Source organism: Sphingomonas sp. ABOLH, from assembly GCF_003951715.1.
In the GTDB taxonomy this organism is placed as follows: Bacteria; Pseudomonadota; Alphaproteobacteria; order Sphingomonadales; family Sphingomonadaceae; genus Sphingomonas; species Sphingomonas hankookensis_A.
On record NZ_QQWV01000009.1, the window covers coordinates 62,680 to 84,001 of the forward strand.

Consider the following 21,322-nt stretch of genomic DNA (forward strand, 5'->3'; position numbering starts at 1 on the left):
GGCGGCGGATCGATCCGCGATCAGCCGCCCAGCCGTACCCCCAGCCATAAGGTACGGGGCGCGGCCCGTTCGACGACACCGTCCCCACCGATCGCAGTCTCGATCCGCGTGTCGGTCACATTCTCCGCCCGTGCCTCGAACGCCAGCCAGCGAGTCGCCGGCAGCGTGGCGAAAAGATCGAGCGTCGTTGCAGCCGACAGGCGACGCAGATTCGCGTCATCCTCATATTGCCCGGCGACATGGCGCAGCGTTGCGGACGCCTGCCACCGGTCGCGGCGCCAGCCGAGCGTCGCCGATCCGCTATGCGCCGGCGTCTGGGCCGGGCGCAGGCCATCCAGCGCACCCATGTCGCAGACCCGTGCATCGGTATAGGCGTAGGACAGCCGCCCTTCGATCGGTCCGACCCGCCCCGATGCATCCAGTTCAATCCCTTTCACCCGCACATGATCGAGATTCGCGCGGCGCCGGAACACGCCGGCCGCCGACACGAAGCCGACGCCGGGGAAGGTGCCGGGGCCGTTCGCGACCGTCACATTGGCGATGGCATCGCGCAGATCGTTGGCGAAGGCGGTCGCGGCGAAGCGGACGCCGGCTGCCGGCCGCAATTCCACGCCGGCCTCCGCGCCCCATAGCGTTTCGGGGGCAAGCGCGGCATTGGCAGCGGTCGCATCCGCGCCGACCCGAAACGGGCGATAGAGTTCGTTGAGCGTCGGCAACCGCCAGCCGCGATAGCCGGCCAGTCGCAGCGTCAGCGGATCGGCCGGCGTCCAGGCGACGCCCGCGCGTCCGGTCGGCTCCCATCCCTGCCGATCGACGAAGCGCTGATCGGTCAGCGTCGCACCGGTCAGGGCGGCTTCCTGCAACCGGCCATCGCCGATCGCCCAGCGGTCGATCCGGCCACCGGCGCTGAACACGAGATCGCCGCTAGTGACGCTGGCATCGGCGAACAGGCCGGCCGTGGTGTTGCGCCCGCCGGCGACCCGCCGCCGGGTCGGGTTGCCTGCGACATAGGTGTAACGTTCCTGCGTCTCGCCGGTCACCACGCGCAGGTCGCCACCCAGGCGGAGCGACACCCCGCCCCATTCGGGCGCGATCTCCGCTCGGCCGCCGATGCCGGTCGCAGGGACATTATACTGGTCGAGTGTCAGCGCGGTCGACGCCCGCCCCGCCCCGACGCTGGCGAAACGGCTGGCGAAGGCGCGGGTCTGGAGATAACCGAGCAGCGACCAGCCGAGCGGCCCGCGCCCGACTAAGCGGAGGCTGGCATCCGCCCCTTCGCTGCGATTGTCGGTGAAGTCGAGACCCCGGTCGCGGCTGTCGGTGAAGGCCGACACATTGGCCTGCAATTCGGTCATGGGTGCGATCTGCACCACGGCGCGGGCGGCGGCGCTGGCCTGTTCGAACGGTGCGGCACGGTCGGCCGTACCGCGATCCTCGCGCACGATGGGCACGAAGCCGTCGCCACGCGCATAGGCGCCGGACAGGGTGGCGAACCCGCCGCTGCGCACCAATGCCGCCGATCCGCGCGCATCGATCGACGCACGGCTGCCCCCGGCGATCGATGCCGCAAACGGGCTCAGATCACCTGGCCCTGCGCTGTCGAGTTCGATCGTACCCGCCAGCGCTCCCGGACCGGCAACGCCGCTACCCCCGCCACGCGTGACGCGTACCCGGCCCAGCCGATCGGTCGCATAGGCGGGAAAGGCGACCCAGCCGCCGAACGGGTCGGCCTGCGGCACGCCGTCGAGCAGCAGCAGCGCGCGGCTGGAGGCATTGCCGCCGAGGCCGCGGAAGGTGATCCCCTGCGACGTCGGATTGGCGCTGCGGGAATCGGAACGGCGGAATTGCTGGAGCCCGGCGACGTCGCGCAGCACATCCTCTACCCGGCCGCTCGCGGACGACAGGATGCGATCGCGCTCCAGCGTGACGATGTCATAGACCCGGTCGCCCGGCGCATCGGCAAGGCCGCGCCCGGTAACGACGATCTCCGGCGCGTCCTGCGCCGCCGCCACGCCCGGCCACGCGGCCAACACCAACCAGAAACGCTTCACGCCTGTCCCCCAACAGGGACGATCAGACCGTGAAGCTCTCCCCGCACCCGCACGCGCCCTTGGCATTCGGATTGGCGAAGACGAAGCCCGCGGTAAAATCGTCCTCGACCCAGTCCATCGTCGAACCGATGAGGTAGAGGATCGATCCGCCATCGACGAAGAAGGTGCCGCCCGGCGTCTCGATCCGTTCGTCCATCGCATTGGCGGTGGTGACGTAATCGACCGAATAGGCGAGCCCCGAACAGCCTCGGCGCGGGGTCGACAGCTTGACGCCGATTGCTTCCGGGGGCGCCTTCGCCATCAGGTCGGCGACCCGGCGTTCGGCATTGGGCGTCAGGATGATCGCGGCGGGGCGGACGCGCGTGGCCATTACAGCATTCCCAGTTCGAGCTTGGCATCGTCCGACATCTTCTGCGGGTCCCATGGCGGGTCCCAGACGAGATTGACGTCGGCGGTCGACACGCCCGGCACCGCCGACACGCGCAGTTCGACCTCGGCCGGCATTGATTCCGCGACCGGACAATGCGGCGTGGTCAGCGTCATCGTCACCGCGACATGGCCGTTGTCCGCCACGTCGACGCCGTAGATCAGCCCTAGGTCGTAGATATTGACCGGAATTTCGGGATCGAAGATTTCCTTGAGCGCGGCGATGACGGCTTCATACACGTCGCCGCCCGGTTCGCCGGTCGATACCGGCTCGGGCTTCTTCGCCAGGAAATCGCCCAGATAGTCGCGGCGGCGTGGTTGGTCCGCGTCGGTCACGCGCGCGCGCGGCGGCGACGTCACGGCGTCGACCTCCTCGACCTGAAAGCTGCGTTCGTCGTTCATCCGAAAATCCTGCTTACCCGTTCCAGTCCGCGCACCAGCGCATCGACATCGGACCGTCCGTTATACACGCCGAAGCTCGCCCGCGCGGTGGCGGGGACGCCCAGCACGTCCATCAGCGGCTGTGCGCAATGATGGCCGGCACGGATCGCGACCCGTTCCTCGTCCAAGATGGTGCCGACATCGTGCGGATGCACCCCCTCCACCACGAAACTGACGATTCCGGCGGCATCGTCCGGCCCGAGCAACCGGACCGAGTTGATCCGGCCGAGTGCGTCGCGGGCAGCGGTGACCAGTGCGGTTTCATGCGCATGGATCGCGTCCAGCCCGATACTGTCGACATAGTCGATCGCGGCGTGGAGCCCGAGCGCACCGATGATATGCGGCGTCCCCGCCTCGAACCGAGCGGGCGGTGGCGCATAGGTGGTGCGCTCGAACGTCACACGATCGATCATCGCGCCGCCGCCCTGCACCGGATGCATCGCTTCGAGCAGTTCGGGGCGGCCCCACAGCACGCCGATACCGGTCGGGCCGTAGAGCTTGTGCCCGGAAAAGACGTAGAAATCGCAGTCGAGCGCGGCGACGTCGACCGCCACGCGCGGCACCGCCTGGCAGCCATCGAGCAGCAGCTTCGCGCCGACCGAATGCGCGATATCCGCAGCCCGCCGCGCGTCGAGGACCGAGCCTAGCACGTTCGACACATGCGCCAGCGATACCAGCTTGTGCTCCGGCTGGATCATCGCCGCCATCGCGTCGAGATCGATCCGCCCGTCCTGCGTCAGCGGCACGACGTCGATCGCCACGCCGATGCGTTCGGCGATCAGCTGCCATGGCACGATGTTCGAATGATGTTCGAGCATCGACAGCAGGATGCGGTCGCCGGCCTTCAAATGCCGTTCGGCCCAGCCTTGAGCGATCAGGTTGATCCCCTCGGTCGCGCCGCGCACGAACACGCATTCCTCCGGCCCGCCGGCGCCGATGAACGATGCCACGCGACGCCGCGCGGCTTCATAGGCGAGCGTCATGTCGGCCGAGCGCTGATACACGCCGCGATGCACGGTGGCGTAGGTCGTATCATAGGCCCGCGTGATCGCGTCGATCACCGCCTGCGGTTTCTGCGAGGTCGCGGCGGTGTCGAGATACGACCAGCCGGCGGGAATCGCCGGAAAGTCGCTCACGCGGTCGAGGGGGGTGGTGCCGCTCAAAGCGCCGCTTCCAGCCATGCATCGGCATCGGCGGCAAAGGCTTCGCGCACCGTCTCGTCGCCGATCCGGTCAAGCGCGTCCGCCACGAAGGCGGTGGTCAGCAATGCCTTGGCCCGCGCTTCGCTCACGCCGCGGCTGCGCAGGTAGAACAGCGCCTTGGCATCGAGTTCGCCGACTGTCGCGCCGTGCGCGCACTTCACGTCGTCGGCAAAGATTTCGAGTTCGGGCTTCAGGTTCACCGTCGCCGTGCGTTGCAGCAGCAGGCCACGCAGCGACTGTTCGCCATCGGTCTTCTGCGCGCCGCGGGCAACCTCGACGCGGGCGGCGAGGCTCGCCTGGCTGCGATCGGCGGCGACCGCGCGCCAGGTCTGGCGGCTGGAGCCGTTCAGGGCAGCGTGGCGGACGGCGACGGCACATTCCTGCCGCTGGTCGTCGCGCGTCAGCAGCGCGCCGCCATAATCGACGAACGCACCGTCCCCATCCAGCGTCAACAGCGCGTCGATGCGGCTGCCCATGCCGCCGGCGCCGAGGAACTGCGATACGAGGCTTGCCGCCTCGCCCACCACCGCTTCGTCGCGGATCGATACGAAGCCGTCCGTTTGTAGCAAGCGGACGCTGCGCATCAGCCGCGCGCCGCGTTCGAGGTCGATCTGCGTCAGGCGATTGGTCCAGCCGTTGCCGACATAGGTCTCGACGACCGACGCGACCGCATCCTCGTCGAGCGTCAGGCGCGCGGGCAGATGGTTCTCCGCCCCGGTCGCGACATGGACGATCTGCACCGTATCAACGATCTCCGCCGCCGACAGGTCGATCGACCAGCCCGCCGCACCGGATGCCTGCACGCCCAGCGGGTGCGCGGTGTCGAGCGTCAACGGGGACAGCGCGACATGACCCGGCGTGCTCCGGTCGGCCGCATAGACGCCGTCGACGAACAGGATGCGCGGGCCGGCGAGGTCGAGCCAATAGCCTTCCGCACTCGCCACCGCGCCCCGCGCCGAAGTAGCAGCTGCGGTCAGCGCGGCAAGATCGGTCCAGCGGAACGCCTCGTCACGGTTTGTGGGAAGAGTGGCCATCAGATCCTCCCCGGCACGGGGAAGGCGACCATGCGCAGCATGGTGGAGGGGGACCTCCACGAACGCAGCATCTGGGGCAATCCCCCTCCACCAGCCTGCGGCTGGTCCCCCTCCCCGCGAGCGGGGAGGATCTGCAAGGTCATCATGCCGCCACCGCTCCATAACCTTCGCGTTCCAGCTCGTGCGCCAGTTCCGGCCCGCCCGAGCGCACGATGCGGCCATCGGCGAGTACATGCACGAAATCCGGCTGCACATAGTCGAGCAGCCGCTGGTAGTGGGTGATGAGGATAACCGCCTTGTCCGGCGAGCGCATGATGCGGTTGATGCCGTCGCCGACGATGCGCAGCGCGTCGATGTCGAGGCCGCTGTCGGTTTCGTCGAGAATGGCGAGCTTGGGGTCGAGGATGCCCATCTGCACCATCTCGTTGCGCTTCTTCTCGCCGCCCGAAAAGCCGACATTCACCGGCCGCTTCAGCATGTCCATGTCCATGCCGAGGCCGTCCGCCTGGGCACGGGCGAGCTTCAGGAATTCGGCGCCCGACAGCGGCTTTTCGTCGCGGGCGCGGCGCTGGCTGTTCAGGCTTTCGCGCAGAAACTGGACGTTCGACACGCCGGGAATCTCGACCGGATACTGGAAGCCGAGGAACAGGCCGGCGGCGGCGCGGGCATCGGCCTCCATCTCCAGCAGGTCCTCACCCGCGAAGGTCACGCTGCCCTCGGTCACTTCATAGCCGGGACGCCCGCCCAGCACATAGCCGAGCGTCGACTTGCCCGCGCCGTTCGGCCCCATGATAGCATGGACCTCGCCCGCATTGACGCTGAGCGAGAGGCCCTTGAGGATTTCCTTGCCGTCGATTTCGGCGTGGAGATTGTCGATCTTCAGCATGTTCCGTCCTGTTCGTGCGGGGTCAGGCCCGCAGATCCAAATCTTACGGCGTCTCGCCCGCGACCGGTTCGGTGCCGAACTCGGCCTCGGCGGCGTCCGGGTTGGTCAGCACCGCCTTCATCGACGCATCGATCTTGTCGAGCATCGGGCCATGCGCCTTAGCGACCTTCGCCCGCACCGGTGCGCACGCCTTGGCCGCGTCGTCGAAAATCGCGACGCGGGCCGCGGCCTCGGTCGGCGGCTTCTCCATGCGCGCGTCCGCATTGATCCGCTCCGACAGGCAGTCGGCATAGGGCGCGGTCGGCGCGACCGCCTGCAGCGCGAGCAGCAGCGCGATCACCCCACCGACCCTTCAAGCGAAATGCCGAGCAGCTTCTGCGCCTCGACCGCGAACTCCATCGGCAGCTGCTGCAGGACTTCGCGGGCGAAGCCGTTGACGATCAGCGCGACCGCCGCTTCCGAATCCAGCCCACGCTGCATCGCGTAGAACATCTGATCCTCGGAAATCTTCGACGTCGTCGCCTCATGCTCGATCTGGGCCGAGGGGTTCTTGACCTCGATGTACGGCACGGTGTGCGCGCCGCACTGGTCGCCGAGCAGCAGGCTGTCGCACTGGGTAAAGTTGCGCACGCCCTCCGCCGAAGGACCGACGCGCACCAACCCGCGATAGGTATTGTCGCTGCGCCCGGCGCTGATCCCCTTCGACACGATGGTCGAGCGCGACCCCTTGCCCAGATGAATCATCTTGGTGCCGGTATCGGCCTGCTGGCGATTGTTCGTCACCGCGACCGAATAGAATTCGCCGACCGAGTTCTCACCCGCCAGCACACAGGACGGATATTTCCAGGTGATCGCGGAGCCAGTCTCGACCTGCGTCCACGACACCTTGCTGTTCCTGCCCTGACACAAGGCGCGCTTGGTCACGAAATTATAGATGCCGCCCTTCCCGTTCTCGTCGCCGGGATACCAGTTCTGAACGGTCGAATATTTGATCTCGGCATCGTCGAGCGCGACCAGCTCGACCACCGCCGCGTGCAGCTGGTTCTCGTCGCGCATCGGCGCGGTGCAGCCTTCGAGATAGCTGACGTAAGAGCCCTTGTCGGCGACGATCAGCGTCCGTTCGAACTGACCGGTATTCTCGGCGTTGATCCGGAAATAGGTCGACAGCTCCATCGGGCAGCGCACGCCCTCCGGAATGTAGACGAAGGTGCCGTCCGAGAAGACCGCGCTGTTCAGAGTCGCGAAGAAATTGTCCCGTTGCGGAACGACCTTGCCCAGCCACTTGCGGACCAGCTCGGGATATTCGCGGATCGCCTCGCTGATCGAGCGGAAGATGACGCCGGCGGCTTCGAGTTCCTTGCGGAAGGTCGTCGCCACCGACACGCTGTCGAACACGGCATCGACCGCAACCTTGCGCGACCCTTCGACCCCGGCGAGCACCTTCTGCTCCTCGATCGGGATGCCGAGCTTTTCATAGACGCGCAGGATTTCGGGATCGACCTCGTCCAACGACGACAGCGAGGGCTTCTTCTTCGGCTCCGCGTAATAGTACGCGTCCTGATAGTCGATCGGATCGAGGTTCAGCTTGGCCCAGTCGGGCGCCTCCATCGTCTGCCACAGGCGAAACGCCTTCAGCCGCCAGTCGAGCATCCATTCGGGCTCGCCCTTCTTGGCGCTGATATAGCGGACGGTGTCCTCGCTCAGCCCCTTGGGCGCGAAGTCCTGTTCGATGTCCGAGGAGAAACCCCACTCGTACTTCTTGTTCGCGGCGGCGAGCGCCTCGGCATTCTTGGTGGCCATCACACTACCTCTTGGGGCATCGCCCCGGTGTTCGCGAGTTGGGCGAGCGTCACGCCCGCCAGAGCGCCCCGGACCACGGCGTTGACCGTGCCGGCATGGGGGCGGATCATGCAGTTCGTCTCCACCGCGCAATCATGCCGCGCGGCGTCGACGCAGGTGGTGAGCGCGATCGGCCCCTCGATCGCCTCGATGATTTGCGCCAGGTCGATCGCCTGCGGGGCGCGGGCAAGGCGGAAACCGCCGCCGGTGCCGCGCCCGGTTTCGATCAGCCCGGCGGCGGACAGGCGGCTGACCAGCTTCTGCACCGTCGGCAGCGGCAGGCCGGTTTCCTCCGCCAGCACGGTCGCCGTCACGCGCGCATCGCCGCCCCGCCGCGCGGTGGCGGCGAGCAGGACGACGGCATAGTCGGCAAGGCTGGAAAGGCGCATGGATTCCTTAATCGGATCATTCCGGTCGGATTGGCATGTGGTCGCGCGGGGGCGTGAGGTCAACCGGGTTTCTGTCGATCGTTGTGATCGATTGTTTGGGGGCTCGAGGATTTGGTTTCGCGCGAAGGTGCGAAGAGAAGAAGGAAGAATGGTTCGCGCAGAGGCGCGGAGGCGCGGAGGAGTTGCGCCCGCGGATCGGTCAGCTGCGCCAGCGGCCTTCATCCTGTTGGTTGCCGCAAGTATGAAGGTCTCGCTGACGCGAGACGGGGTGGCGAGCGAACCTCCTCCGCGCCTCTGCGCGAACCACTCTCTTCTTCGCGCCTTCGCGCCTTCGCGTGAAACCGAATCTTCCTTCCGTCGCCGCTGAACGATAGAGCGCCGCATATGGCCTGGTATCACCCGCTTCTCTTCGCCCTCGACGCCGAACGCGCGCATTCGTTGACGATCGCCACGCTGGAGGCGTGGGGGAAAGCCGGCGCACCGCTCGCCCCCCGCACCGACGACAAACACGCGGTGACGGTGGCGGGCATTCGCTTCCCCAATCCGGTCGGGCTGGCGGCAGGGGTCGACAAGGATGCGCGGGCGGTCGCCGGGTTCCTGGGGTTAGGCTTCGGATTCGTCGAGGTCGGCACGCTGACCCCCCAGCCGCAGCCGGGCAATCCCAAGCCGCGCATCTTCCGCCTGCCCGAGGACCGGGGCGTGGTGAACCGGCTCGGCTTCAACAATGGCGGGATCGACGCGGCGCTGGCACGGGTCGCGGCGCTCACCCCCCGCCCCGGCATCATCGGCATCAATGTCGGCGCGAACAAGGATTCGACCGACCGCATCGCCGATTACGGGACGGCGGTCGCCAAGGCTGCGCCGCTCGCCGATTATGTCACGATAAACATTTCCAGCCCGAACACGCCGGGCCTGCGCGACCTGCAATCGCAGCCCGAGTTGGGGCAGTTGATCGCCGCGAGCGACGCCGCGCGCCATGTCGGTGGCAAGCGCGTACCACTGTTCCTGAAGGTCGCGCCCGACCTGTCGCGCGAGGGACTGGAGGTCGCGATCCGCGCGGCGGTCGATGGCGGGATCGATGCGCTGATCGTGTCTAACACCACCATCTCGCGCCCCGATACGCTGCGGTCGGCGAATGCGAAAGAGACCGGGGGGCTGTCGGGCGCGCCGCTCGCCCCCTTGGCACTCGCCAAGCTGGTCGAGGCGCGCGAGATTGCGGACGGTGCGATCCCCCTGATTTCGGCCGGCGGTGTCGGATCGGCGGACGAAGCGCGGCGGCGGCTCGACGCCGGGGCCAGCCTCGTCCAGCTCTATAGCGCTTTGGTCTATGAAGGCCCCGGCCTCGCCCGGCGGATCGTCGACGGATTGTGATCCGGCTGTTCCGTTCGCTGCTCGCCAATGCCGGGTTCGGCCGGCGGGTCGTCGCCTGCATCGGTGCGGGCATCGGCATCGCGCTGACCATGGTCGTCTGCGCGCAGGTGCCGTGGATCGAGGGCGACCTGCCGATCATCGTCGCGCCGCTGGGGGCATCGGCGGTGCTGGTGTTCGCGGTGCCGGCCAGTCCGCTCGCCCAGCCTTGGCCGGTGGTCGGCGGCAACATCCTGTCGACGCTGGTCGGTGTCGCGGTGTTCCAGGCGATCCCGAATGTGACGATCGCCGCCGGGGTCGCGGTGGGCCTCGCCATTCTCCTCATGTCGCTGTGCCGCTGCCTGCATCCGCCGGGCGGGGCGGCGGCGCTGACGGCGGTGATCGGCAGTGCGGGCATCCATGATGCGGGCTATGCCTTCGCCTTCGCGCCGGTCGGGATCAATTCGATCGCGCTGGTGTCGATCGGCATCTTCTATCACCGCATGACCGCACTCAGCTATCCGCACCAGCCGGCGACCCCCGCCGCGATTCAGGCGGCAGTGGAGCCGGGCGGGGTCCGGCTGGAGGATATCGACGCCGCGCTGGCGGAGACGCCGGACGCGTTCGATATCGCGCGGGAGGATTTGACGCTGCTGCTCGAACGGGCCGAACATTTCGCGACGGTTCGGCGGAAGAAGTAAGGGGTTCGCGCAGAGGCGCGGAGACGCGGAGGGGTTGCGTTCGCGGATCGGTCAGCCGCGCCAGCGGCCTTCATGCTGCTGGCTTCCGGAAGAGCGAAGGTCTGGCTGACGCGAGACGGAGCCGCAAATGCACCTCCTCCGCGTCTCCGCGCCTCTGCGCGAACCCCTCGTCCTTCTTCTTCGTACCTTCGCGCCTTCGCGCGAACCAACCTTCTACTCCACGATCACTTTACCCTCACGCCGCGGATCGACACCCCCATCGACCTTCCCGTCGCGGATGATGACCCCGTGCAGCCCCGAATCCTCGCCCTGCCCCGGCTGCAACCGGACACCCCGTGCCGCCAGCCCGCTCAGGATTTCCGGCGAGAACTTCGTCACCTCCCCCTGAAAACTGCTGCCCCGCGCGACGAGGTTGGGGAGCGCCAGCGCCTGCTGCATGGTCAGCTTCCATTCGACCGCACCGACCAGCGACTTGCCGACATAGGCGAGGATCGCATTGCCGCCCGCCGATCCCAGCGCCCCGGCGAACTTGCCCTGCCGGTCGATCATCACCAGCGGCGTCATCGACGACCGCGGCCGCTTGCCCGGTGCCACCGCATTGGCCGCAGGCCGGCCCTGCGCATCGCGCGGTGAAAAGGCGAAGTCGGTCATCTGGTTGTTCAGGAAGAAGCCGTCGACCATCCGCCCGGTGCCGAAGAAGCTCTCGACCGTGGTCGTCATCGACACGACATTGCCCTGCGCATCACCGACGATGAAATGCGACGTGCCCGCCGGCTCGCGCGTCGTGTCCGCCGCCGCCGTCACCACCCCGGCCGGCACGCCCGCCGCCGGGGCGGGTCCGGCGAACGGGCCAATCAGCTTCGCCCGCTCGGCGATATAGGCCGGGGCGAGCAGCCCTGCGACCGGCACGTTCACGAACTTGGGATCGCCGACATACAGGTCGCGATCGGCATACATCAGCCGGCTCGCCTCGGCGAAGAGATACCAGCTCTGCGGGTCGTTCGGCCCGCGCTTGTCGATATCGGTGCGGCCGAGGATCGCGAGCAGCTCGAGCAGCCCCACCCCGCTCGACGGCGGCGGCGGCGTGCAGACGATGTACGCGCGCCAGTTGCCGCACAGCGGATCGCGCTTCACCGCGCGATAGGCGGCGAGGTCGGCAAGCGTCATCGTGCCGGGCAGGCTGCCGCTGGTGGTCTTCGCCACGATCCGCTCGGCGGTCTTGCCGGTGTACAGCGCGTCCGGCCCCTGCTTGGCCAGCCGCTTCAGGAAATCGGCATAGTCGCCATTCCTGATCCGGTCGCCGGTGGTGGCGAGCGCCCCGCCCTTGCCCTTGAAGTAACGGCGGACATCCTCCGCCTGCAACTGCGGCGACTTGCCGCCCAGGAACCGACCGAGCCGGGGCGAGATCACGAACCCCTTGCGCGCGACCTCTTCCGCATCGTCGAACAACTGGTTCCAGGCGAGCGTGCCATGGTCGGCATGCGCCTGCCCCAGCATCCTGACCGCGCCCGGCACCCCGGTCGCCCGCCCGCTCAGCACCGCCTGCGCAAAGGGCAGCGGCTGGCCATCGGCGCCCATCAGCATGGTCGGCGTGGCGCCGGCGGGCGCAACCTCGCGCCCGTCATAGATTTCGACCTTGCCGGTCTTCGCGTTGAAATAGGTCAGGAACGCGCCGCCACCGAGGCCGGAGCTTTGCGGTTCGACCAGCGACAGCATCGCCTGAACCGCGATCGCCGCGTCGACCGCGCTGCCGCCCTTGCGCAGCACCGCCATCCCCGCCTCGCTGGCGATCGGGTTGGCCGAGATCACGAACTTCTGCGCCTGTCCCGCCGGCGCGGTCGGCGGCGCCTGTGTCGCAGACGTCGCCACCTCCTTCTTCCCGAAGGGCAGGACGTTGCAGCCCCCCAGCGTGACGGTGGCGAGCGCGGCGACGGTGGTGGCGAACATCTTCATGACCGCCTGTCTAACCAACGCGGTCGCCCCCGTCACCCGCTGTCGAACGTTGCCGTACCGGTTCCGCCTGCCTACACCCGGCGACAGGAGAAGGATAAGCAATGGCCCGGCAACTGGAACGATTCCCCAATCTGGTCGCGATGTTCTTTACGCGGGCGGCCGAACGCGGCGACGCGCCGTTCCTGTGGAGCAAACAGGCGGGCGCATGGCAGTCGATCAGCTGGGCCGATGCCGCGCGACAGGTCGCCAGCCTCGCCACGGCGCTCAAGGCGATCGGGCTGAAGCGCGGGGACCGGGTGATGCTGGTCAGCGAGAACCGGCCCGAATGGTGCATCTCCGACCTGGCGATCATGGCGGCCGGCTGCGTGACCGTGCCGACCTACGTCACCAATACCGTGCGCGACCATGGCCATATCATCGAGAATTCGGGCGCCTGCGCGATCATCGTGTCGACCGAAAAGCTGGCGCGCACCGTCCTCCCCGCCGCGCTGCGCACCACCCAGTCGTCCGAAAAGATCATCATGATCGAACGGATGAAGACCGCGCAGCAGGGCAGCCTCGAATTCCACGACTGGCACGACCTGATCGCCCGGCACCCCGCCGACCCGGCGAGCGTCGCGGCGCAGGCCGATTTCACCCGCGACGACCTCGCCTGCATCATCTACACCTCGGGCACCGGCGGGTCCCCGCGTGGGGTCATGCAGCATCACGGCGCGATCCTGCACAACGTCAATGGCTGCTGCACCGTCATCTCGGAGGATTTCGGCTGGGACGACGAGGTGTTCCTGTCGTTCCTCCCCCTCAGCCACGCCTATGAACATACCGGCGGCCAGCACTTCCCGATCGCGCTGGGCGGGCAGATTTACTATAGCGAAGGCCTCGACAAGCTCGCCAGCAATATCGAGGAAGTCCGCCCGACGATCATGGTCGTCGTCCCCCGCCTGTTCGAGGTATTGCGCACCCGCATTACCAAGGCGGTGCAGAAACAGGGCCGCGTATCGTCGTGGCTGCTCGACCGCGCCGTCACGATCGGGGGCAAGGAGAACGGCCCCACCCTGCTCGACCGGCCGACCAAGCTGCTGGTCGACACGCTGCTCAAACCCAAGGTCGGCAAGCGCTTCGGCGGGCGGTTGAAGGCGATGGTGTCGGGCGGCGCCCCGCTCAACCCGGAAGTCGGCGGGTTCTTCCAGTCGCTCGGCCTGTGCTTCCTGCAAGGCTATGGCCAGACCGAGGCGGCGCCGGTCATCTCGTGCAACCGCCCGGCGGCGGGGATCAAGATGGACACGGTGGGTCCGCCGCTCGCCGAGACCGAGGTCCGCATCGCCGAGGACGGCGAAATCCTGGTGCGCGGCGAACTGGTCATGCACGGCTATTGGCGCAACGAGGCGGAAACGGCGCGCGTGCTCAAGGACGGCTGGCTGCACACCGGCGATATCGGCGAGATCGACGCCAAGGGCCGCATCCGCATCACCGACCGCAAGAAGGATATCATCGTCAACGACAAGGGCGACAATGTCGCGCCGCAAAAGGTCGAGGGGATGCTGACCCTGCAGAACGAGATCGCGCAGGCGATGATCGCGGGCGACCGGCGCCCCTATATGGTCGCGGTGATCGTGCCCGACGCCGAATGGACCCAGCAATTCTGTGCGAAGGGCGGAGCACGCTGCGACTTCGCGAAGCTGCGCGAGGACAGCGACTATCGCGCGGCGCTCGGCGCGGCGGTGGAGCGGGTCAACAAGGACCTGTCGGTCACCGAACGCATCCGCCGCTTCATCATCGCCGACGAACCCTTCACCATCGAGAACCAGCAGCTGACGCCCAGCCTGAAGATCCGGCGGCATGTGTTGAAAGAGGTGTATGGCGAGCGGCTGGACGCGCTGTACCGAAATTGATCGCGGCCGACGAGCCTGTGGCGTCGCAATACGGACGGCCGACGTGACGCATCCCAGCGGCTCGATCTGCGTTAATCGGCTGCGTCATCGAACGACGACATAGAGAAGGTGGAAGATGCGCCATGCAGCCGAAGTGCGCCTTGCCGGATCCGTGGGCCGGGGCGGGCTTAATCGCTGGCCCGATGTGGCCGCCGTACAGCAATTGCTCAACGAACATCTACCCTCCGGCGTCCGGCCGCTGGTGATCGATGGCGATGCCGGTCCACTTACCGTAGATCTCATTGCCCGCTGGCAACGCCGCCACGGCATCGTGCGCCAGCCCGATGGTCGCGTCGATCCGGGTGGGCCAACACTGCGTGCGCTCAACGGCGCCAGGCGCGTGCACAGCATTCCCCGGGCTGAAGTACGCAAGGCACCGCCACCTGTTGCACCCCCTGTTTCGCGTCGTCCTCCACGCACGCCTGGGCCGGCGGTCCCAGTTACCCGCGCAACGCCACCGACTCCCGATACCATGGCCGCGCGCGGGCGCACGCCACCCGATGCGGTAATCCGTGCCGCCAGGCCTCTCAGACACGTTGGGGCATCCCCGCTTCCGTCACGCTAGCCCAATGGGCCTTGGAAAGCGCATGGGGCAGCCGAATGCCTCCCGGCAGCAACAATCCCTTCGGCATCAAGGCCAGGCGTGGTGAACCATCGGTCAGCACCGGCACCGAAGAAGTCATCAACGGCCAGCGCGTCCGCATCCGCGCTGGATTTCGCGCCTTTGCCTCGATCGCGGACGCATTCGATCACCATGGCAGGTTGCTCGCGACCGGTCGCCCCTATCGTAACGCGCGAGCGACCCTGCCCGACCCGAACGCCTTCGCGGATGCGCTGACCGGCGTCTATGCAACCGATCCAGGCTATGGTCGGAAGCTGAAGTCTCTGATGAACAGCAACAACTTCTATCGATTTAACGTGCGGTAAGGCCGTCCCTGGAACGGTTCTCCCCGTCTGGCCTATGCGGCGCTGAAGCACTTCGACAGGCGCGCGACGACCGGCGCCCATTGGCGTTGCGCCGCTGCGGGGTAGCGCAACTCCATCGTGCTGAACGTACCGTGGGCAAGCATCGATTTTAGATAGAATATCTGACCATTCTGACGTCCCGACAGCACATACCAGTTCGGACGCGTCACGGCATAGCTCACCTGCCCGTTTTGGGTCAGCCGTTTGCGATCCTCGGCCGCGCTCGAGGCAACCGTGTCGTTCAGCGCGTTATTGCTGCCCCAAACGCGCAAGACGGCACCACCCGCGCCGTTGAAGCGGCGCCCATCGCCGTTCGGGGCCTCTGCAGCCGGCCGAAGCAGTCCGGCTGGATAGCAGACGCGATAGCCGTAGCGCGCATTCACATAAGTCGGCCACTGCCCAGCCGCGTGGACACCGGTTGCGACTGCCGGCAAACCACCGGCTACGCCAGACACCAACATAGCCGAAGCCAGCACAACCGCCCGAACCGTTCCCGATACAGATCGCATCCATCCACCTCCGATTCCACGCTTGTCATACGTGTAGGGCCTGTACCAGGCGTGAAGCGCAGTTCCGGTTACCATTCCAACGCCGGCATCCTGAGCAGTTGCGAGGTAACGCAGGTCGGCGTTGCCCGATCCCAGACAACGGTCGCAAAGGTGGCAGGAAAGTTTGGAACCCCAATGACGGGGAAAAAAACGTTGCCGTCACAGGCAGACGCCAGGACGTCGCGCATAGCTATTCACCGTTGAACCGGCGATACCCTATCCCATATCGCCCGCTTCCGAACCTGCACCAAAACAAGGAGCGTGCCGGTGCCCCCGATCCGCAGCCCTGCCCTGTCCATCCCGCGCTCGCGCTGGGTGGCTTTGCGATCGGGACGACCGAGTTCGCAACGATGAACCTCGTGCCGTTCTTCGCGCCGGGCCTCGGCATTTGCGAGCTGACGGCGGGATATGTCATCAGCGCCTATGCGCTAGGCGTCGTGGTCGACGACAACCGCCGCATCCGAAACCGGACGTGAAGCGGCTGGCCCGGACGCTCGCGATCGGGGCGCTGGTCATGGCAGGGTCGCCCGGCTGTTCGAAGAGCACGGCAGATATGGTCGAAGGCGCACGGAACGACGTCGCCACGTTGCGAAAGCTCGTCACGCTGCAACCCGTGCCGGTCGAGGCGCGGTGGTCGCTCGACCCCGTCGGCAGGGACGACGGCTTCGGCCCGACCGACCGGGCGTTGTGGGTCGTAGTCCGCTATTCCGAGGGCGATGCCGCCAAGATCGCCCGCGCGCTCGAATCGGCCCCGGCAACGCAGCCGGTCACGGTCGCCGCGCCGCCCGCGTGGCTGCTGGCCGATATCGATCTCGCCCGGCACCGGCGGGGTAAGGACTATGTCTTCGACCGCTCCGTGTCGGACGGACGGCCGTTCGCATCGGACCTGTACTCTACCGGCTTTGCGATGCTGCTGCCGGACCGCCGCGTCCTGATCCACTTCGCGTCGCGGTAGCGCGCAGCGGCGACCAGGCCGAAGCTTGCTGCCGATCCGCCCGAACCAGCGCGTCGCCCCAGCAAAAGCTAGTTCCTCAAGCGGCTCCTGCCCCAAGCATAACCGGGAGATCCCAGCCTTCGCGGGGATGACGGTTGGGGCGAACACGACAGTGCCGGCATTCGGCAGCGCCCTTTGCCACCGCATAGCTATTCATTGTTGAACTGCCCCGACCCCTTCCCATATGGCGCGCTTCGAATGCTGCGTTGCAGCAAGGAGCGTGCCTGTGACCCCGACCCGTAGCCCTGCCCTCGTCCATCTCGCGCTCGCGCTGGGTGGCTTTGCGATCGGGACGACCGAGTTCGCGACGATGAGCCTCGTGCCGTTCTTCGCCCCCGGCCTCGGCATCGACGAGCCGACGGCGGGGCATGTCATCAGCGCCTATGCGCTGGGCGTAGTCGTCGGCGCCCCGCTGCTGGCGGTGATGACCGCGCGGATGGCGCGGCGGACGGTGCTGATCGCGCTGATGGCGTGCTTCGGTATCGCCAATGCGGCGAGCGCGCTGGCCCCGACCTATGAGGCGATGCTGGTCGCGCGCTTCTTCAGCGGGTTGCCGCATGGCGCCTATTTCGGGATTGCCGCTTTGGTCGCCGCATCGCTGGTCCCCCCGGAGAAGCGGACCCAGGCGATCGGGCGGGTGATGCTGGGGCTGACCGTCGCGACGATCGTCGGCGTGCCGCTGGCCAATGCGCTGGGGCAGGCGCTGGGCTGGCGTTGGGGCTTCGGCGTAGTCGCGGTGCTGGCGGCGGCGACGATGGCGATGGTCGCCTGGGCCGCGCCGCATGACCGGCCGGACGTACAAGCCAGCCCGCTGGCCGAGCTGGGCGTGCTGAAATCAGGGCAGTTGTGGCTGACGCTCGGCATCGGCGCGATCGGCTTTGGCGGGATGTTCGCGGTGTACACCTATCTTGCCTCGACGCTGATCGAGGTGACCGGCGCCGCGCCGGCGATGGTACCGGTGGTGCTGGCAGTATTCGGCGCGGGCATGACCTTCGGCAATCTGGTCGTGCCGCGCTTCGCCGACCGCGCGCTGATGCCGACCGCCGGCAGCCTGCTGCTATGGAGCGCGGGGACGCTGGCGCTCTATCCGCTCGCGGCGGGGCAGCTATGGTCGATGCTGGCGATCGTGTTCCTGATCGGTATCGGTGGGGCACTCGGCACCGTGCTCCAGACGCGGCTGATGGACATCGCGCAGCAGGGGCAGAGTCTGGCGGCGTCGCTCAACCACTCGGCGTTCAACACCGCCAACGCCATCGGGCCATGGGCCGGCGGACTGGCGATCGCGGCCGGCTATGGCTGGACCTCGACGGGGATCGTCGGCGCCGGGCTGGCGCTGGGCGGGTTTGCGATCTGGGGGCTCGCGGTGCTGGCAGGCGCACCGGTTCGTCAGGTTGTGGAGGCGTAGAAGCAGGTAGGGGTTCGCGCGGAGGCGCGGAGACGCGAAGGGGTTGCGCCTTGTGCCAGCGTTCCCCGCGTCAGCGGCCTCACTATCAGCCTATCCGGTCACGCAAGGTCTCCCGTTCGCGAGCGCTTCGCCCGGAACGCAACCCCTCCGCGTCTCCGCGCTTCCGCGCGAACCCCTACCTTCTTTCTAAAAGTCAGGGGCGTCCGCCACCGGTTCGTGCGCGGACACCCCCCTCCACCATCCTCCGGATGGTCCCCCTCCCCGTTCCGGGGAGGAGCCTTACTTCTTCTCCGGCAGCACCTGCATCGACCAGTCCTTGGCCGGCACCAGATATTTTGCGGCCAGTGCCTGCAACTCGGCCGGGGTCGTTGCGCGGATGTCGTTGATGATGCCCGGGATCGCCGCCAGTCGCGCGGGGTCGCGGGTGCCGCCCTGGGTCTGGTTCATCCAGAACATGTTGCCGCTCGACATGCGGGCGATCATCTGGATCACCGGCAGCTTGGCGCGGTCCAGTTCGTCCTCGGGCACCGGCGTCTTGACCAGATCGGCGGCCAGTTCGCGGGCGAGGTCGAAGAAGAAGCCGGTCTTGTCCGGCGGCACCATGCCGATCGCCATGATCCGCCCGCCGCCGGGCAGGCCGACCGGCCAGCCATTGTCGACATTCGGCGAATAGCTGACGCCTGCCTGGCTGCGCAGGCGATCGAGCAGCCGGTCGCGGAACACGGCGGCCAGCACCTCCAGCTTGCGGCTTTCGGTCAGGCCCGCGCTGCCCGCACCGGTCGGCCATGCAATGGCGGCGGCGGCCTGGTTGGGTTGGCCGCTATGGGTGCGGGTGACAGGTGTCGCGACATGCGCCGGAAAACGGACCGGCGGCGGCGGGGTGTTCGCGGCGGGACGTGGCGCCATCGCACCGATGGTCGCGGCAACCGCGTCGATCGCCGGCTGCTGCTGCACGTCGCCGAACACCTGCACCTCGATCGGACCAGAGGCGAGCAGCGGCGCCCAAAGCGCCTTGAACGCCGCCGGGGTCAGCGCCTCGATCTCCTTGCGGTCGGGCGTGCCCCAGCGCGGGTCGTTATCGTGGAGCAGCGCGTCGAGGTCGCGCGCCATCACGCCGTCGGGCGAGGCGCCCAGCGCATCATAGCTCGCCAGCATCACCGCCCGCGCGCGGGCGACGGGCGCGGGGTCCCATGCCGGCGATTGCAGCTTCGCCGCGATCAGCTTGAGCTGGTCGGCGAGGTCGGCGGCGGTGGTGATCCCCGACAGGCTGAACGCGTCGTCGTCGATCCCGAAGGACAGCCCGATCTGCCGCCCGCCGGTCAGCCGGTCGAGCTCCTCCTGCCCCAGTACGCCCTTCGGCGTCTGGATGCCCGACGCCACCAGCGCGAGGTCGGCGGCGAAAGCGGGCGTACGCCGGTCGGCCGGCAGCGCGTTCAGCCCCCGGCCGAACCGGACGCGGACATAGACCTTGCCGGTTTCGGACTCGTTCGGGAACAGCAGCAGCGACGAGCCATTGGCGAAGTCGACGCGCTCGATCGGCGGATCGCTCAGCGCCATGCTGCGCGCGGTGATCGCACCCGGCTTGCCGAGCGAAGGCAGCCGGTCGAAGCCGATCGCCCCCTGCCCGCTGCGCCGGCTCGCGCTGCCGGCGATCTTCTGCGTCAGCGCGGCGGTCAGCTTGGTCTGCGCGGTCGGATCGGGGGTGCGGGTGTTGACGATCGCGCGGGTGGCGGTGCCGGCAAAGACCTTCCTCGTCGCCGCCTGCACGCGTGCCGGGGTGAAGAACTTCTTGGTCACCGCCCCTTCGAAGATGCGCAGCGACGTTTCCGGCCCGGCGACGGTTTCGCGAATGTCGGTCGCCGCGATCAGATTGTCGGCGAGCAGCGCGCCCGCCGTCACCGGCGCAGTGCGCACCTCATTCTCCATGCCCGCGCGGATTTCGGCGACCTCGCGGTCGATCTCCGCCTGGGTAGGCGCAGTGCGCATCGCGTCGGCGATCGACTGACGCACGTCGCGCAGCGCCGCCGCCCAGTCGTCGCCCAGCGGCAGGATCGACAGCTGGGTGATGTTGGCCGATCGCGACACGTCGTCGAGGTTCGCTCCGGCCGAGATATAGCTGCCCCCGGCACGCGCGCGACTTTCCAGCCGGCGGTTGAGGATGCGGAGCGCAATCTGGTCGATCATGCGTTCCTGGTTGAACAGGATCGTGTCGTCACCGACCGTCCACGGTCGCAGCACCGCCATCTGGACGAGCGTCGGCATGGTCGGTTCGCTCACCGCCGCCGCCACCGGCTCGCCCGCCTTGGGCGATCCGAACTTCGGCTCGGCCGGCGACGGGCCGTTGCCCTGCCAGCCTGCGAAATGCTTCTTCACCATCGCTTCGAGGATGGCGGGATCGGCGTCACCGGCGATGACGATGATCGCGCGATCGGGACGATACCAGCGGTCGTGGAACGCCTTCACGCTGGCGGCGGTCGCCGCCTGCAACGTGTCGACATTGCCGATCGGCGAGCGGTCGGACAGCGGCTGCCCGGCGAAGAACAGCGCGCGCACCGCATCGCCGAAGCGGACCTGGGGCCCGGGCTGTTCGCGCTGTTCGGACAGCACCACCGGCCGTTCCGCGTCGAGCGCCGCCTGGGTCAGCGTCGGTTCGGCCATCATCCCCGACAGGATCTTCATGCTCTCGTCCAACCCGGCGGGCGTAGCGGAGGGCAGGTCGAGCTTGTAGACCGTCTGGGTAAAGCTGGTCGACGCATTGCTGTCGGAGCCGAAAGTGACGCCCAGACGCTGCCACACCCGCTTCGATTCCCCATCGGGCACATGGACCGACCCGCGGAAGGTCAGATGTTCGATCAGGTGCGCGAAGCCGCGCTCGCTGTCGGTTTCCATCAGCGATCCGGTGCCGATCGCGACGCGGATCGCGACCTGCCCCGGCGGCACGCCATTCTTGCGCACCGCATATTTGAGGCCGTTGGACAGCACGCCATAGGTCCATGACCGGTCGGGCGGAATGTCGCTGCCCTTGAACAGCCACGGCGTGTCCGGCCCCTGCGCCACCGGCTCCAGCGGTGGAAGCTGGCGCGCGGGGGCCGGCGATGCGGGCGCGGGCGATGCGGGCGGGGTCTGCGCAGCGAGCGGCGCGGCGATCAGGGCCAGGGTCGTGAACGCACCCGTGGCCAGACGAAACGAAGATGCCATGGGCGGCAGGT

General features: G+C 67.8%; 17 protein-coding genes and 2 pseudogenes. 7 read left to right on the plus strand and 12 right to left on the minus strand.

Annotated elements, in window-relative coordinates; genetic code table 11:
• Positions 1-20: 20 nt before the first annotated feature.
• From CA237_RS06595 to CA237_RS06635, 9 genes are all read right to left on the minus strand, one after another.
• A complete protein-coding gene (locus CA237_RS06595) occupies positions 21-2,051 on the minus strand; it encodes a TonB-dependent receptor (RefSeq protein ID WP_241215445.1) in 2,031 nt (676 codons plus the stop codon).
• A gap of 22 nt (positions 2,052-2,073) precedes the next feature.
• Entirely contained in the window at positions 2,074-2,421 is a 348-nt protein-coding gene (locus tag CA237_RS06600; protein WP_066693354.1) for an iron-sulfur cluster assembly accessory protein, read from the minus strand.
• A complete protein-coding gene (locus CA237_RS06605; protein WP_066693357.1) occupies positions 2,421-2,879 on the minus strand; it encodes an SUF system Fe-S cluster assembly protein in 459 nt (152 codons plus the stop codon). The genes CA237_RS06600 and CA237_RS06605 overlap by 1 nt, the downstream gene beginning before the upstream one ends.
• Positions 2,876-4,099, minus strand: a complete 1,224-nt coding sequence (locus CA237_RS06610) for a cysteine desulfurase (protein WP_066693360.1) — start codon at positions 4,097-4,099, stop codon at positions 2,876-2,878. Before CA237_RS06610 ends, CA237_RS06605 begins: the two co-directional genes overlap by 4 nt.
• Positions 4,078-5,154: a SufD family Fe-S cluster assembly protein gene (locus CA237_RS06615; RefSeq protein WP_066693363.1), complete on the minus strand. Its 1,077-nt coding sequence runs from the start codon at positions 5,152-5,154 to the stop codon at positions 4,078-4,080. The genes CA237_RS06610 and CA237_RS06615 overlap by 22 nt, the downstream gene beginning before the upstream one ends.
• Positions 5,155-5,296: 142 nt before the next feature.
• The gene (gene sufC, locus CA237_RS06620) at positions 5,297-6,040 is read right to left on the minus strand and encodes a Fe-S cluster assembly ATPase SufC (protein WP_126013427.1); all 744 of its coding nucleotides are present in this window, start codon (positions 6,038-6,040) and stop codon (positions 5,297-5,299) included.
• Positions 6,041-6,083: 43 nt separating this feature from the next.
• On the minus strand, positions 6,084-6,380 hold the full coding sequence (locus CA237_RS06625) for a hypothetical protein (protein ID WP_066693367.1): 297 nt from the start codon (positions 6,378-6,380) through the stop codon (positions 6,084-6,086).
• Positions 6,377-7,840 carry a Fe-S cluster assembly protein SufB gene (gene sufB / locus CA237_RS06630; protein ID WP_066693371.1) on the minus strand — a complete coding sequence of 488 codons (1,464 nt, stop codon included), beginning with the start codon at positions 7,838-7,840 and terminating at the stop codon, positions 6,377-6,379. Before sufB ends, CA237_RS06625 begins: the two co-directional genes overlap by 4 nt.
• A complete protein-coding gene (locus CA237_RS06635) occupies positions 7,840-8,268 on the minus strand; it encodes an SUF system Fe-S cluster assembly regulator (protein WP_066693373.1) in 429 nt (142 codons plus the stop codon). Before CA237_RS06635 ends, sufB begins: the two co-directional genes overlap by 1 nt.
• A gap of 384 nt (positions 8,269-8,652) precedes the next feature.
• Here CA237_RS06635 and CA237_RS06640 point away from each other — a divergent pair, with 384 nt between their 5' ends.
• Both CA237_RS06640 and CA237_RS06645 read left to right on the plus strand, forming a co-directional pair.
• A complete protein-coding gene (locus CA237_RS06640) occupies positions 8,653-9,639 on the plus strand; it encodes a quinone-dependent dihydroorotate dehydrogenase (protein ID WP_066693376.1) in 987 nt (328 codons plus the stop codon).
• A complete protein-coding gene (locus tag CA237_RS06645) occupies positions 9,639-10,316 on the plus strand; it encodes an HPP family protein (protein ID WP_066693416.1) in 678 nt (225 codons plus the stop codon). The genes CA237_RS06640 and CA237_RS06645 overlap by 1 nt, the downstream gene beginning before the upstream one ends.
• A gap of 213 nt (positions 10,317-10,529) precedes the next feature.
• On the opposite strand, the gene ggt is transcribed toward CA237_RS06645, so the two are convergent.
• Positions 10,530-12,269, minus strand: coding sequence for a gamma-glutamyltransferase (ggt, locus tag CA237_RS06650; RefSeq protein ID WP_066693378.1), 1,740 nt, complete (start codon positions 12,267-12,269; stop codon positions 10,530-10,532).
• A gap of 101 nt (positions 12,270-12,370) precedes the next feature.
• On the opposite strand from ggt, the gene CA237_RS06655 reads away from it, so the two are divergent.
• Both CA237_RS06655 and CA237_RS06665 read left to right on the plus strand, forming a co-directional pair.
• Positions 12,371-14,161, plus strand: a complete 1,791-nt coding sequence (locus tag CA237_RS06655; protein WP_066693380.1) for an AMP-dependent synthetase/ligase — start codon at positions 12,371-12,373, stop codon at positions 14,159-14,161.
• Positions 14,162-14,731: 570 nt separating this feature from the next.
• A pseudogene (locus tag CA237_RS06665) lies at positions 14,732-15,127 on the plus strand (glucosaminidase domain-containing protein); the annotation flags it as partial.
• 32 nt (positions 15,128-15,159) lie between these two features.
• Here the strand turns inward: CA237_RS06665 and CA237_RS06670 are convergent.
• Positions 15,160-15,549 (minus strand): hypothetical protein, encoded by a 390-nt coding sequence (locus CA237_RS06670; protein WP_066693384.1) that lies wholly within the window; start codon positions 15,547-15,549, stop codon positions 15,160-15,162.
• Between the two features lie 407 nt (positions 15,550-15,956).
• On the opposite strand from CA237_RS06670, the pseudogene CA237_RS06675 reads away from it, so the two are divergent.
• The 3 genes and pseudogenes from CA237_RS06675 to CA237_RS06685 form a co-directional block, all read left to right on the plus strand.
• Positions 15,957-16,157 (plus strand): annotated as a pseudogene (locus CA237_RS06675) (MFS transporter); the annotation flags it as partial.
• A 29-nt stretch (positions 16,158-16,186) separates the two neighbouring features.
• Entirely contained in the window at positions 16,187-16,669 is a 483-nt protein-coding gene (locus CA237_RS06680; RefSeq protein ID WP_066693388.1) for a hypothetical protein, read from the plus strand.
• A 223-nt stretch (positions 16,670-16,892) separates the two neighbouring features.
• The gene (locus CA237_RS06685; protein WP_066693390.1) at positions 16,893-18,113 is read left to right on the plus strand and encodes an MFS transporter; all 1,221 of its coding nucleotides are present in this window, start codon (positions 16,893-16,895) and stop codon (positions 18,111-18,113) included.
• A gap of 279 nt (positions 18,114-18,392) precedes the next feature.
• Here CA237_RS06685 and CA237_RS06690 read toward each other — a convergent pair whose 3' ends face one another.
• Positions 18,393-21,311 (minus strand): M16 family metallopeptidase, encoded by a 2,919-nt coding sequence (locus CA237_RS06690; RefSeq protein ID WP_084401772.1) that lies wholly within the window; start codon positions 21,309-21,311, stop codon positions 18,393-18,395.
• Positions 21,312-21,322 lie beyond the last annotated feature (11 nt).